We start from the raw sequence: 13915 nt of genomic DNA, 5'->3' as shown, positions 1-13915 counted from the left end.
TTCAAAGTTGACCACATTTTCCTTATTTGATAAATCATCTAAATTTGACGGAATCTATGCCTTTTTCATCGTCAACCGTTTCCAAATGCTTTACCTATTTTTTTTAATGCCTACCTACTTATTACACCCGTTTATGATTTGGGGCATTGTTGCAATGGCAATCTTTTCCCAACTCAATATAAGGCTGTTATGCAAATGGCTAGAATCAAATTATGCTAAAAAGGGATATCAAGGTTTTGTAGAGCTTTTTGGTGTTCGAATGGTAAGGCTTTTGACTTTTATAGGACTTATATTGATACTAATCAAAATAACGGTGATCACACTCGGATACTTAGAAGTCATTCATGCTTTTATTTTCCCATCAATGAATTCAAATTGGATTATTTTTTTCATTCTTCTTACGAGCTCCTATGTTGCTTCACTAGGAATGAAAAATACCATACGGTTTGTGGTAATTGTTTTTTTATGTGTTTTTTGGATAATTTTTTTATATTTTCCCTTTTTTATTCCACCAATCGCTGCATTACATGATTTGTATCCCTTGATACCAACAAATTGGACAACTGATTCATGGAAAGGATTGTTACTCATTTGGTCTTCATATTCAGGACCAGAGTATTTAATCTGTTTAATTCCTTGGATCAAACCACAACAAAAAATGAGTAAATATTTAACCTATGCGAATGCTCTTTCTACTTCAGAGTATTTGCTATTGTTTATTGCGAGTTTATTCTTTTTCGGTTCAAATTATTTAAGTAAAAGTAAATACCCTATTATTCATATGATTCGATACTTACAATCTCCCATGTTTGAACGACTGGATATTATCCTGATTTCACTACATATGTTTTTATTGGTGTTTGCTTTATCAATTTTCTTGTTATGTATATATGGGGCTACAAGAATCATCCTAAAAAAAACAAGTACCCAACCTTCACGTATGGGTTTTGCTGTCACTTGTATTATGTTATTTCTCTGCTTTTTAATTGTGAATAATTGGATTTGGTCTATTGAAACCGAACAGAATATTCTCCTGAATATTCAAATTTGGTTAAGTGGAATAACTTACTTTATCGTCCCAACATTCTTGCTCCTATTGACAAAGCTAAAAGGGCGTGTAAAAGCATGAGACGAAAGAAAATGCTTTTAGTTTGGGGAATCTTTGTTTCATTAGTCATGATCCCAGGATGTGCCCCATTTGTTGAGAACAATACAATTGAAGATATTGCCCCTGTCACTTTTTGGTCAATTAGTAAAGGCGAAAAAGGAAAAATAAAAATGAGTACATTAGTCCCTCCATTAGTAAATGAGCCAAAAAGCTTATTAACACTAGATGTTGATCTCCTTAAACAGGGAGGAAAAGACTTTAATTTAAGATATTATCGTGAATTGAAGGTTGGACAACTCCGTTTGTTTTTAATTCATGAGGAATTAGCGAAACAAGGGATTATTCAGTTGATTAACACGCTATTGACAGACTATGATATTTCGCAACGAATGTATTTAGTCATCGTTAAAGGTAATTTTGACGAATATATTAACAGACAAGCAAAGAAGCAAGAAAACCTTGATTATTACCTGTATCGGATGCTAAGACACTATGAGAGGAAAAAACAAGGTGAAATGACCATTGTCAATTTGCATGAATATAAAAATAAGCTGTTTTCACCATTTTCAGATCCCGTTCTTCCTGTTTTCAAAGTAGCGAAAGATAACTTTACTTACGAGGGGACTGCTTTTTTTAGCAATGATAAATTAATAGAAATGGTCACAAATACCGAAGATCAAATATTTCAACTTCTTGACAATGATCACTATTTGAAGTTTTTCCCAATAACCAAATTAGATGTGGTTATTGGACATCTACGCTCAAGAGTAAATGTGGATTTGGATAAAAATCTTTCCCTAGTTACAATAAACGTGAAACTAAATGGAAGAATTGAGGAATATCAAGGTAATAAAAATATCCTCAACGGAAATGAACTGATGCAGCTTCATAAGGAAATTGAAACTGAATTAGAAATGAAAACTACGGGCCTCATAAAAAAAATGCAAGAGCTGAAGGTGGATCCTCTTCAAATCGGGACACACACCCTTAGCCCCTTTTCCAAACCCATCAGCGAAAAGGTATGGTTAGCCGCTTGGGGAAAAATGAAAATAAAAGTTAATTATCAGCTTTATTTTGAGGCATTACAAAATACTAAAAATAATTATTAAATTATCATGAAAAGAGGTTGACCCCCTTGGCCGGAGTCAACCTTAGATTACCAGTTAAAATTTACCTAATCGACTCTTGTCTTACTAAAGGATTCAACCCAGCAGTTTCCATATAATCTTTCCCCCAGTTATACATAGCATCGAGAATCGGCATCAAGCTTCTTCCTTGTTCAGTAAGGGAGTATTCTACTTTTGGAGGAACCACGGGATAGACTTTGCGTTTTACAATCAAGTCTTCTTCCAGTTCTCGCAATTGATTAACTAGCATTCTCTGCGTGATCCCTGGCATAAGAGCTTTCAGTTCACCAAATCGCTTCGTTCCCTCTTTTCCTAGATGCCATAGTATAAGCATCTTCCATTTACCACCGATAACGGAAAGAGTTAATTCTTTTTCACAATTAAACATCTTATCCTGCATTCGTGACATTTCACTTCACCTCCATATTTATTATAACCCACAGTATACTTTTTTCACTATATAAAATAAAAGTATGTACTTGTAATATTCTTCCATACATTATATATTAGCAGTGAATATATAATTCTATTCTGCTGTACAAGAAAGGAGTTAAAGAATGATGGAACAATTTATTGCATTGATGGTAGATAAAAATGAAAACGATTTTTCTGTTCAAGTCAAAAATATTACCTTAAATGAGTTACCTCAAGGTGATGTTTTAATCAAGGTTTCTTATTCTGCATTAACTATAAAGACGGTTTAGCTAGTATTCCGAATGGAAAAATCGTCACAACCTATCCCTTTATTCCAGGTATTGATTTAGCAGGTGTAGTCGTATCGTCTCAAGATCCACGCTTCCGCGAAGGAGATGAGATCATAGCAACAAGCTATGAAATTGGGGTATCCCATTATGGTGGTTATAGTGAATATGCCCGCATTCCTGGTGATTGGATTGTCCCTTTACCTGAAAATTTAACGTTGATGGAATCAATGATTTTGGGGACAGCAGGTATTACTTCAGCCCTCTCCATTCAAAGGTTAGAAGATAACGGTTTATCGCCAGAAAAGGGCAAAGTCCTTGTCACTGGAGCTACTGGTGGGGTAGGAAGTTTAGCTGTTTCCATGCTTTCAAAAAGAGGATACGAAGTTGTCGCTAGTACGGGGAAAAATTCTGAGCATACTTTTTTACATAAGCTCGGTGCAAAAGAGATTATCTCTCGTGAAGATGTCTTTAATGGTAAAATAAAAACTCTTGATAAACAAAATTGGGCTGCAGCGGTTGATCCAGTCGGAGGAGAGACACTTGCATCCATCTTAAGTAAAATACAATACAATGGTTCTGTTGCGGTCAGTGGTTTAACTGGTGGAGGAAGCGTTCCTACCACCGTGTTTCCGTTTATTTTACGTGGCATAAACCTTCTCGGTATTGATTCTGTTTATTGTCCAATGGATGTTCGGCAAGAACTATGGAATCGCATGGCAACCGATTTAAAACCTTCTACTCTTTCTGAAATTATACAGAAAGTAATTACCCTTGAAGAATTACCTGAAAACTTGCCTACTATTTTAAAAGGACAAGCAAGAGGTAGAATCATTGTAAAGATATAAAAAACATAAGAGAGGGACTCAAAGTCTCACTCTTATGTTCTTACCTTCTTAACATGACAACATTTTTTTCTTGATCTAAAGTGATCACCAAGTCAGTCATTCCAACAAACAACCCATTTTCAACGACTCCCGGTATCATGTTAAGCATTCGTTCTAACATTTCAGGCTGAACGTGCTCAGGAATTTGGCAGTCAAAAATATAGTTCCCATTATCAGTAATAAACGGAGTTCCACCGTTTAATCGAATTTCCGGGACTAAACCAATGGCTCTAATATGTTTTTCTGTCATTTCATAACCGAACGTAATAACTTCTACAGGCAATCGAAACGCACCTAATTTCTCTACCCTTTTAGATGAATCTGCTGCAACAATAAATATTTTAGCTGCTCTCGCTATGATTTTCTCTCTTAAAAGTGCGCCGCCACCACCTTTGATCAGTTCTAATTCTGAATTGACTTCATCTGCTCCATCAATAGCAATATCTATACTTTCTATTTCACTAAAGCTTGTAAGTGGAATGCCTAATTCTTTAGCCAATTCTTCCGTTTGAACAGAAGTTGGAATACCTTTAATGGAAAGGCCTTCCTTCACTAGCTGACCAAGCTTTTGTATGGTATAAAAAACTGTCGAACCCGTTCCAAGCCCCACAACCATGCCATCTTTAACAAACTCTGCTGCTTTTTCACCGACTATTTTTTTATCAACCATTTTGACACCCATCATAACTAGGTCCTTTCTTTTTCATAAAGCATAATTATCATTGATCTAATTCTTTGCCAAACTTTCGTGATCAGTGGCAGAGGGAGGTTGTTCCATCCATCCCTTTTCTATTAATAGATTTATACCATCTTCAGCAATTAAGGCAATTTCGGTATTCATTCGTGCGTAATCTGCCGTTAAGTCTCTTCTTTGTCCCATTGATAATGCCTCACTATAATAAGCAATTGCTGCAGAAAGCAGTGTCGCTATATGAAATAGCATAAGTTTATCTGAAAAGGGTGGAACTATTGAATCTGTTACTTCTGTTTCAAATAACTTTGGAACATGAAGATTCTCCTCTTTTAACATTGAACTTAGAATATCAAAGTGTTTAATACAAAGCTTACGAGCACGGTCCATATAATCTCGTACCTCTTTAGATTGACAAACTTGACTGAATCCTAACTCCAATACCATTTTCACCATTGTTTTCTGCATATTAAGATGCACACCACTGATTTCAATTGCGTTAATAGGTCTACGTTTCCCGAACCAACCAGTTAAATAATTTTGCTTCCTAACAAAATCAATCTTTTGTTGATTGTTTAAAGTAGGAGGTTTGTTAATAATTCCCTTATTTAAGGAAACATTAGTTACCCTATCATATAGTTCCAATGTTTGCGAAGTACATTCAATAAAGTATTTTCTTACATCCTCTCGTATACAAACACTAGTGGCACCAGCATATCTCGTCAAACCGTGAATTGTCATAATATGTAAATAAACAATCTTAAATGTATCAGTAAATAAACTAGGAGCGTCTACTATGACATCTTCGTCTGTAAAGCCTATTGGAACTGGAAGATTTTCTAAGGATAAGAATTGCTTCGTTTTTTCTAAATGAGTTTCTGATAATTCTAAGGCAAATTCCAGTAAATCGCGAATATCTTCATCCTTTACATCATGTAACATATAGCGAAGAATACATCGTGACAAACTGTCATTAACATATTGTGACCAAATGACAGCATTTTCTGATGCATTAATTTTAGTATGGTGATTAACTTGTTCCATTTTATCATCCCTCCTAGTTATTACAGATTAGGATAACCATTTACATTAATAAAATTTGTTAAATGTTCCTGGCAAGATAAATATATAATCGTTTTCTTACTCATGTTTATTAGGGAATCTTATATGTGGAAAAGTTAAACATATTTTCTTGATAGGAAGATGCATTACAAAAATAGAAGCAGAAGTTAAATAGGGAATTCATACCGTTTGGGATTCCCTATTTAACTTTTCTAAAAAACCTACTCCAAAAAAATTTTCTATCACTTTAATGGTTATTTCGGAAACTAGTGAGATCTCTCAACACGAGCACTTAAAATGTCTTCTGTTGTGATTTCAAGTAATTTCTCCAGGAACCTTATTGTTCCTATTATATTTTCCTCCGTTTTAACGTTTTCCATTTTCTTATCAGCTATCAAATCATTAAGAACTTTTCTGAAAGCATTGCTTTTTATTAGCCACTCTCCAATCAGTTCCTTTGTTGCAGATCTTTCAAATTCATTTTTCACAGCAAATAAACTTTCTCTTTTTGTTTCTATTATAGTAATAGCATTTAAATCAGAATTCATACGCATCTTAAAATATCTCTTTTCACTATTATAATAATTTTCATTTCTTAACCGAAAATACTCTACACCTATAGTGATTTCGTAAAAAGAAGCTGTCTCTGTAACATATTGAATGTCTTTCACTTCAACATTTTTCAATAGATCTAGATAAGTTTCTATACCATACTGAGTATTTATCATTTTTGCATCCAATACATTCATGAACTTCACATCCTTTTCTATCATCATATTCATTGTTTTCATTACCATTTCACAAATAATGAGCTATTTTTCTTCACCTATTTTTATTGACTCTTTTTCTATTAAATGTGACAGATGTAATTCTGTTAGTTTTTTTCAACAACATGTCCACCAAATTCGTTTCTTAATACAGCTACCACTTTACCTGTAAAAGTATCGCTGTCTAATGAACGGTAACGCATCAAAAGAGACATTGCGATAACAGGAGTGGCTGCTTGTAAATCTAAAGCTGTTTCAACTGTCCATTTCCCTTCACCAGAAGAGTGCATAATCCCTTTAATTTCATCTAGCTTTGCATCTTTTGAAAATGCACGTTCAGTCAACTCCATGAGCCATGAACGAATAACTGAGCCGTTATTCCACACTCTAGCCACTTTTTCGTAGTCAAAATCGAACTTGCTTTTTTCTAATACCTCGAATCCTTCACCAATCGCTGCCATCATACCGTATTCAATTCCATTGTGAACCATTTTTAAGAAATGACCGCTCCCTGCTTTACCAGCATAGATAAATCCGTTTTCGACAGCTGTATCCTTGAAAATAGGTTCCACGATGCTCCAGGCTTCAGGGTCTCCACCAATCATATAACATGCTCCATTACGAGCACCTTCCATTCCACCAGAAGTACCGGCATCCATAAAGTGAATTCCTACTTCTTTTAGTTGGTTATATCGGCGAATGGATTCCTTATAGTGAGAATTTCCAGCTTCAATTACGATATCTCCAGTGCCTAATAATGGTGTCATTTCATCAATTACTGAATCTACCACAGCATGCGGAACCATAATCCATACAACTCTTGGTTTTTCTAATGATTCAACAAGTTCTTTTAAATCAGATGTACCTTGAGCACCGTATTTCTTCATTTCTTCAACGGCACTTCCATTTACATCGAAAGCTACTACTTCGTGCTTGTTATCAATTAAATTTTGACCTAAGTTTAATCCCATTTTTCCTAAACCAATTAATCCAACTTTCATGTTCATTTCCTCCTTAATAATCTAAAAATATTCTTCATTTTTTATTACTGCCACCATTTATATCCTCCCTCTGCCAATAATTGGTAGGAAGCATCTGGTCCCATTGACCCGGATGGATATAATTGAAGGGGAATTGTATTTTCCTCAAAAGCCTCTAAGATTGGCTGTACCCATTTCCAAGACAACTCCACTTCTTTCCAATGTGCAAAGAATGTTGAGTCGCCACGCATTGCATCGTAAATTAAAAGCTCATACGCTTCAGGAACATCTGCTTGTTTAGCAGAAAAATCAACATTGACTGGTTCGATTTTTCCATTGTTTAATGGGTTTTTACTATTTAATTGTAATGAAACACTTTCGTTTGGATTGATTTCAATCACTAAAAGATTTGGCGCAGTTTCTTCCTCTTGAGTCCTATACAAATCCTTTAAAGTATTTTTGAATTCAATCACAATTCGGGTGGATTTCTCTGTCATTCTTTTTCCTGTACGGATATAGAAAGGAACCCCTCTCCAAAAATCATCATCCACACATAGACGGACAGCCACAAATGTGTCATTTAAAGAAGAAGGAGCAACTTCAGGTTCTCTTGTATACCCAACAACTGGTTTACCTTGGATTTCACCAGGACCATATTGACCTCGAATCACATGATTCACCACATCCTCTTTCTTTAATGGACGAAGTGACTCTATTACTTTTCTCTTTTCATTGCGGATCTCTTCTGCACTAATTTGTTTTGGCAGCTGCATTGCTGTCATCATCAACATTTGCAGCATATGATTTTGAAACATGTCGCGAATAGCCCCAGCTTGATCATAATAACCAGCTCTCTTTTCAACCCCAACTGTTTCGCTTGCAGTAATTTGCACATTTGCAATGTATTGGTTGTTCCATAATGCTTGAAGCACTGGATTTGCAAATCCTAACGCTTCCAGGTTTTGTACCATCGGCTTTCCAAGATAGTGGTCGATGCGAAAAATTTCTTCTTCATCAAAAGCTTTACTTAGTTTATCGTTTAATTCTTGAGCTGATTTTAAGTCATGTCCAAACGGTTTTTCGATAATTAGACGTTTCCAACCTTTAGTAGAACTTAGACCACTCTCTTTAATGTTGAAAGCAATCACATCAAAAAACTCTGGAGCAACAGATAGGTAGAACATACGATTTTCTGGAATATTCAATTCTTCTTCACGTTGTTTAACGAGTTCAAGTAATCCTTTATATCCTTCAGCCTTGATTGCATCTACATGGGTATACCGAAAGGCACGGATAAACACTTCAAGGTTTGAATCGTCATTTAGTGATCGTCTAGAAAATGTTTTTAAGGAATCTTCCACATGATTTTGGAAATCAGTATCTGATAAATCTCCTCTGCCCACCCCAATAATTGAGATGGGCAGAGGTAATTTTTGATCCAAAAATAAATTATATAGAGCCGGGAAGATTTTTCTTTTTGCTAAGTCCCCTGTCGCCCCAAATAAGACAAATGTCATTGCCTCCATTTTACATACCTCCAAAATTAATAATTTCACTTATGCCTTTCTTAAAAAACTACTATAACTCTTGATAGCCAATCCCTGGCTTAGCCATATTTTTATTTGAACCTGCTTGGACCGTAATAATGATGTCCCTAAAATGCGAATGACCACATTTTGGACAATAACCATTATTCGATGTGAAGGTTAGGCATCTTGAACAAACTTTGTGATGCTTTGCATGTAACCCGAACATACTATTCACCCTTTCAATGTAGTAAACTGAATGCGGAAGATCAGATGACTGATCAATAACCACAGTATTTCGTGAATCCAATGTTGCAACAAGATGTAAGTATAATACCTACATTTTTTAAATGGAAGTACGCACTTTTTATTTAAATAGTGATAAAAAAATAACTTAATAACAAAATGTATACTATAGGAAATAAACTCATCTATTTTTGTGTTAAATAAATTAAAAAGCCAGGGTGAGCATCCTCTCCCTGGCCACAAAAATATATGATATAAATTTGTTGAGAACAATATTCTTTATGTGTTGAAGCTTTTGGCTTAAGCCCCACATGGCATTTGCCATAATTGATAAGGCAGTTACCCTATCATCTACCAGCCCATTTGGCGCTAATATCATTTCTAATTCCATTGCTACAATAGCCGCTCCTACTGTTAAAAGAATATAATCAAAAAATTTATTCATTCAATCCCCCAGCTAGAAATGTCTTTATTAATAAGAGATTTTTATAAACAACATCAACAATGACAATTTGGGCAATTATCAAGCAACTTATACAGAAAATAGGCCATGCGGAATGGTGCATTGTTTCTTTTAAAGTTAATAGTAAGACTATATAAGCCGTTTGTCTTATAGTATACTTTTTAACACTATGTAAAATAAAAGTGCGTACTTTTATTGTTGTTATATACGTAGTATACTTGCAATTGTTCAGCGAGAGAACATGATATCCCTTAATGCTGGCAGGTACAGATAATGCACTATAAGGATAATATTACTGTAAAAGTATTATTACCCTTTGGGAACATTATCACTGTACAATAATAAAAAAATTATAGGAGTGAATATAGATGGAATTACAATTAGCATTAGATTTAGTCAATATCCCAGAAGCAATTCAATTAGTAAAAGAAGTGGAGGAACATATTGATATCGTTGAAATCGGAACACCTGTTGTTATCAATGAAGGTCTCCATGCAGTAAAGGCAGTAAAAGAAGCATTCCCTAATTTAAAAGTTTTAGCAGACCTTAAAATTATGGATGCTGCTGGTTACGAAGTGATGAAAGCTTCTGAAGCAGGTGCAGATATCGTCACAATTCTTGGAACTGCTGAAGATATGTCAATCAAAGGTGCTGTTGAAGAAGCGAAAAAACAAGGTAAAAAAATCCTTGTTGATATGATTGCTGTAAAAGATCTTGCTGGACGTGCAAAAGAAGTGGACGCTATGGGCGTTGATTATATTTGTGTTCATACTGGCTACGATCTTCAAGCAGTTGGAAAGAACTCTTTTGAAGATTTACAAACCATCAAGGGTGTTGTAAAAAATGCTAAAACTGCAATCGCAGGTGGTATTAAGTTAGACACACTTCCAGAAGTCATCAAAGTACAACCAGACCTTGTCATTGTAGGTGGCGGGATTACTGGACAAGCTGATAAAAAAGCTGCTGCTGCCAAAATGCAACAAATGATTAATCAAGGGTAATTCAGATCATGAATACAACTAAATACCTAGCTGAAATCATAAAAGAGTTAAATCGCTCCGTAGATTTAATTTCGGATGATGAAGCTGAAAAATTAGTAAATGGGATTCTTGAATCAAAAAAAATCTTTGTTGCAGGCGCAGGTAGATCTGGATTTATGGCCAAATCATTCGCCATGCGAATGATGCACATGGGGATAGATGCCTATGTGATTGGCGAAACAGTAACCCCTAACTTTGAAAAAGATGACATCTTAATCATTGGATCAGGTTCAGGAGAAACAAAAGGTTTAGTTTCCATGGCTGAGAAAGCAAAAAGCATCGGTGGGGCGATTGCAGCTGTTACCATTTTCCCTGAGTCCACTATTGGCCAATTAGCGAATATCACAATTAAGTTGCCTGGCTCACCTAAAGATCAGTCGGAGAGTGATTTTAAGACGATTCAACCAATGGGCTCATTATTTGAGCAAACACTTTTACTATTTTACGACGCTGTGATTCTTCGGTTCATGGAGAAAAAAGGTTTGGATACCAATAAAATGTACGGTAGACACGCCAACTTAGAATAAATATATTATTCCTCGAGTTCTAAATAGGAAAGACCGCAAGCTGTTTCCATGCAAGATTGCGGTCTTTCTGTTAGAATGAACTACTTCATTTTGTAATAATTTTAGGAGTGATAAAATGATTTCTTTAAATGGAAAAACTGCAATAGTTACTGGCGCAGGAAGAGGCATTGGACGTGCTACTGCTATCGCCTTAGCAAAAGAAGGCGTTCATTTAGGCTTAATCGGCTTAAATATGTCTAATCTAGAAAAGGTAGCTGCTGAACTATCACAATATGATGTAAAGGTTTCTGCAGCAACAGCAGATGTGACCGATCTTGAATCCGTTACCCATGCTGTTGAACATATCAAATCAGACCTAGGAGCAATTGATATCCTAATCAACAATGCAGGTGTTGCTAAATTTGGTGGGTTCCTTGAACTAACTCCAGAAGAATGGGAAAAAATCATCCAAGTCAATTTAATGGGTGTGTATAATGTAACAAGAGCAGTATTACCAGGAATGATCGAAAGAAAATCAGGAGATATCATCAATATCTCATCATCTGCTGGCCAAAAAGGTGCGCCTGTTACAAGTGCTTACAGTGCTTCAAAATTCGCTGTTTTAGGACTTACAGAATCACTCATGCTTGAAGTAAGAAAACACAATATCCGTGTTACTGCTTTAACACCAAGTACGGTCGTAACTGATTTAGCCATTGATACAAATCTGGTTAAAGGCCATGAAGAAAACGTGATGCACCCAGAAGACCTTGCAGAATTAGTCGTAGCTAGTTTAAAACTTAATCCAAGAGTTTTCGTTAAAACAGCTGGACTTTGGTCGACAAATCCATCGTAAAACAAAGCAGATCCGTTAGGGTCTGCTTTTTTACATGTTACAGATAAATTCATATGTTTCAGTGATACATGGATATTACTGTCTCTAAGTCAGAAATTAACTGGTTCACTTCATCCTGTTCTAAGCGTACAAGCATTTGATCGTATAAAGTAATAATTTGCCCATCGTCTTCATACTGATGTTTTTTTAAATAATGATAAATATTATTTAACTGGTCTTCATTAAGGATCGACTCTGTTTCGAAATTCTTAACTTTCTGTAAGGAAAATTCATTGATAGTCGAATCAAATTCACCTGCAATAATGTTCCCTTTCACGAACATCCTCTCACTCCTCAAAGTCAGTATAGGATAGTTTTCCCACATAATATGTTAAATAAATCTTTACTCCTCAAATTTAAAGAATATGAGGGCTTTTCAAATGTTTGATTTATACCTTAGCATCAAAGATTAAAGGCTTCTTTTTTGTTTTTTTATTAAATGTGATTTATAAAAGAGGTTCATTGATTTAGTTTACTTTTAACATTTCCCTTATGGTTCTGAATAATTTTATAGCTGACCATAAGGCCTAATCCATTTCCATTATGTTTGGTAGTGAAAAAAGGTTCCCCCAATCTTTTAACCTGTTCCTCCCCTATTCCTACCCCTTCATCCTTGATTTTAATTAAAATATGATGAGCAGTCGAATCAATGGAAACATAGATATTACCACCAGTTGGCATCGCCTCTATGGAATTTTTAATTAAATTTATAAAAACCTGTTTTAACTGATTTTTTCCCCGGTAAAAACTATATCCTCTGAAGGAAATTCATATTTAATTCGTACATTTTTCAATAAGGCTTCGGGCTCGAGAAAGGAAATCAATACCGTGCGGAATTTTAAAAATGGCTCCACTCTTATGGGCTAAGTTGTGGACAATTCCTAAAAATCCGTTGGAAAAGGCCATGCCGGCAATGGCTTTGGCATAATGCATTTCTGCTCTTGACTGTTTGTTACCTGCTGCGGATTTTTCAATATTTTCTACCACTTGCCTAATCGACTGCATGGCCAGCGGATCAGTAAAAGAATTGTGCAAGGTGGACACATATGCTTCAATACCAGGTGTCAAGGCATCCATACCCGTATAAGCTACAATCGAAGCCGGCCTGGAATACGTTAAACTCAGGATCAATAATGGCAATGTCAGGCGTGATTTCATAACCAAAAACCGGATACTTAACTCGGGCAAGCTGTATCAGTATTCCCTTATAATCTTTTTAAAATCACATAATAATTCATAATTAACCTAAAGTTAAAGGTTACTAATGAGCATACTCAGAATCTCTCTCAACGTTTGCACCCAAAATGATTTCTGTGTTGAGTTTTAATAACTTGTCCAAAAACCTTATGGTTCCTAAGACTATTTGGATTGGCTTTAAAATGGGGGGATTTTAACGAAAAGCAGGGTACTATCCGAGTTACTAAAACTCTTTATAACCCTACCAATCATTTTGAAAAATATCAGCTTTTAACGCCAAAGACAAAGGGCTCTGTCCGTACTATAAAGATTGATGAAATGTTGATAAACATGTTAAGGAAGCACAGGCTTAAACAAAATGAGATTAAATTAAAAAACAGACTTGTTTACCATGATAATGCATTTATTTTTGCTCCAGATGATGGGCATCCACAATTAAGAAAAGTTGTTGAGACCCGGCTTAAAAGGCTTCTGAAAAAAGCTGAAATAGAAAAGAACATTACTCCACACTCATTTAGACATACCCACACTTCATTATTGATTGAAGCTGGAGTTGGCATTAAAGAAATACAACAGCGGCTTGGACATACAGATATTAATACGACAATGAATATCTATGCTCATATGACCGCCAATATGGAAGAAAAGGCCTCCCAACAGTTTAGCAAACTGATGAAAGACCTTCTCCTATAGTTAGCTTTTTGTCATAGGTTGCCGTG

16 protein-coding genes and 2 pseudogenes are annotated in these 13915 nt (G+C 35.4%); 7 read left to right on the top strand and 11 right to left on the bottom strand.

Features of this window, described 5'->3' with window-relative positions; all coding sequences use genetic code 11:
• The first annotated feature begins 7 nt into the window (after positions 1-7).
• Both NSS81_RS13610 and NSS81_RS13605 read left to right on the top strand, forming a co-directional pair.
• Positions 8-1129: a GerAB/ArcD/ProY family transporter gene (locus NSS81_RS13610; protein ID WP_342429242.1), complete on the top strand. Its 1122-nt coding sequence runs from the start codon at positions 8-10 to the stop codon at positions 1127-1129.
• On the top strand, positions 1126-2217 hold the full coding sequence (locus NSS81_RS13605) for a Ger(x)C family spore germination protein (RefSeq protein ID WP_310358129.1): 1092 nt from the start codon (positions 1126-1128) through the stop codon (positions 2215-2217). The genes NSS81_RS13610 and NSS81_RS13605 overlap by 4 nt, the downstream gene beginning before the upstream one ends.
• A 61-nt stretch (positions 2218-2278) precedes the next feature.
• Here NSS81_RS13605 and NSS81_RS13600 read toward each other — a convergent pair whose 3' ends face one another.
• Positions 2279-2644 carry a winged helix-turn-helix transcriptional regulator gene (locus NSS81_RS13600; RefSeq protein ID WP_026566634.1) on the bottom strand — a complete coding sequence of 122 codons (366 nt, stop codon included), beginning with the start codon at positions 2642-2644 and terminating at the stop codon, positions 2279-2281.
• Positions 2645-2792: 148 nt separating this feature from the next.
• On the opposite strand from NSS81_RS13600, the pseudogene NSS81_RS13595 reads away from it, so the two are divergent.
• Positions 2793-3784 (top strand): annotated as a pseudogene (locus NSS81_RS13595) (acryloyl-CoA reductase).
• A 40-nt stretch (positions 3785-3824) separates the two neighbouring features.
• On the opposite strand, the gene rpiA reads toward NSS81_RS13595, so the two are convergent.
• From rpiA to NSS81_RS13560, 7 genes are all read right to left on the bottom strand, one after another.
• The gene (rpiA, locus tag NSS81_RS13590) at positions 3825-4493 is read right to left on the bottom strand and encodes a ribose-5-phosphate isomerase RpiA (protein ID WP_342429241.1); all 669 of its coding nucleotides are present in this window, start codon (positions 4491-4493) and stop codon (positions 3825-3827) included.
• Positions 4494-4550: 57 nt separating this feature from the next.
• Positions 4551-5558, bottom strand: coding sequence for a DUF3231 family protein (locus NSS81_RS13585; protein ID WP_342429240.1), 1008 nt, complete (start codon positions 5556-5558; stop codon positions 4551-4553).
• Between the two features lie 284 nt (positions 5559-5842).
• Complete coding sequence (locus NSS81_RS13580) at positions 5843-6367, bottom strand: hypothetical protein (protein ID WP_342429239.1); 525 nt, start codon at positions 6365-6367, stop codon at positions 5843-5845.
• A gap of 83 nt (positions 6368-6450) precedes the next feature.
• Positions 6451-7344, bottom strand: a complete 894-nt coding sequence (gnd, locus tag NSS81_RS13575) for a phosphogluconate dehydrogenase (NAD(+)-dependent, decarboxylating) (RefSeq protein ID WP_342429238.1) — start codon at positions 7342-7344, stop codon at positions 6451-6453.
• Positions 7345-7388: 44 nt separating this feature from the next.
• On the bottom strand, positions 7389-8849 hold the full coding sequence (gene zwf / locus NSS81_RS13570) for a glucose-6-phosphate dehydrogenase (protein WP_342429237.1): 1461 nt from the start codon (positions 8847-8849) through the stop codon (positions 7389-7391).
• Positions 8850-8901: 52 nt separating this feature from the next.
• Entirely contained in the window at positions 8902-9159 is a 258-nt protein-coding gene (locus NSS81_RS13565) for a hypothetical protein (RefSeq protein ID WP_342429236.1), read from the bottom strand.
• A 141-nt stretch (positions 9160-9300) separates the two neighbouring features.
• Positions 9301-9540: a YitT family protein gene (locus tag NSS81_RS13560; protein ID WP_342429235.1), complete on the bottom strand. Its 240-nt coding sequence runs from the start codon at positions 9538-9540 to the stop codon at positions 9301-9303.
• Between the two features lie 386 nt (positions 9541-9926).
• Here NSS81_RS13560 and hxlA point away from each other — a divergent pair, with 386 nt between their 5' ends.
• From hxlA to NSS81_RS13545, 3 genes are all read left to right on the top strand, one after another.
• The gene (gene hxlA / locus NSS81_RS13555) at positions 9927-10559 is read left to right on the top strand and encodes a 3-hexulose-6-phosphate synthase (RefSeq protein WP_335530923.1); all 633 of its coding nucleotides are present in this window, start codon (positions 9927-9929) and stop codon (positions 10557-10559) included.
• An 8-nt stretch (positions 10560-10567) separates the two neighbouring features.
• A complete protein-coding gene (gene hxlB / locus NSS81_RS13550) occupies positions 10568-11125 on the top strand; it encodes a 6-phospho-3-hexuloisomerase (RefSeq protein ID WP_342429234.1) in 558 nt (185 codons plus the stop codon).
• Between the two features lie 115 nt (positions 11126-11240).
• Positions 11241-11960 carry a 3-ketoacyl-ACP reductase gene (locus tag NSS81_RS13545; protein ID WP_342429233.1) on the top strand — a complete coding sequence of 240 codons (720 nt, stop codon included), beginning with the start codon at positions 11241-11243 and terminating at the stop codon, positions 11958-11960.
• 58 nt (positions 11961-12018) lie between these two features.
• On the opposite strand, the gene NSS81_RS13540 is transcribed toward NSS81_RS13545, so the two are convergent.
• From NSS81_RS13540 to NSS81_RS13530, 3 genes and pseudogenes are all read right to left on the bottom strand, one after another.
• On the bottom strand, positions 12019-12282 hold the full coding sequence (locus NSS81_RS13540) for a hypothetical protein (protein ID WP_342429232.1): 264 nt from the start codon (positions 12280-12282) through the stop codon (positions 12019-12021).
• A 176-nt stretch (positions 12283-12458) separates the two neighbouring features.
• Positions 12459-12731 (bottom strand): annotated as a pseudogene (locus NSS81_RS13535) (ATP-binding protein); the annotation flags it as partial.
• 42 nt (positions 12732-12773) lie between these two features.
• Positions 12774-13130, bottom strand: a complete 357-nt coding sequence (locus tag NSS81_RS13530) for an iron-containing alcohol dehydrogenase (RefSeq protein WP_342429231.1) — start codon at positions 13128-13130, stop codon at positions 12774-12776.
• A 237-nt stretch (positions 13131-13367) separates the two neighbouring features.
• Between NSS81_RS13530 and NSS81_RS13525 the strand changes: the two genes are divergently transcribed.
• Positions 13368-13889 carry a site-specific integrase gene (locus NSS81_RS13525; protein WP_342429230.1) on the top strand — a complete coding sequence of 174 codons (522 nt, stop codon included), beginning with the start codon at positions 13368-13370 and terminating at the stop codon, positions 13887-13889.
• Positions 13890-13915 lie beyond the last annotated feature (26 nt).

The organism is Neobacillus sp. FSL H8-0543 (assembly GCF_038592905.1).
Classification (GTDB): domain Bacteria; phylum Bacillota; class Bacilli; order Bacillales; family Cytobacillaceae; genus Neobacillus.
The sequence above is the reverse complement of the archived record's forward strand: the minus strand, read 5'-3'. Positions and strand labels throughout refer to the sequence as shown.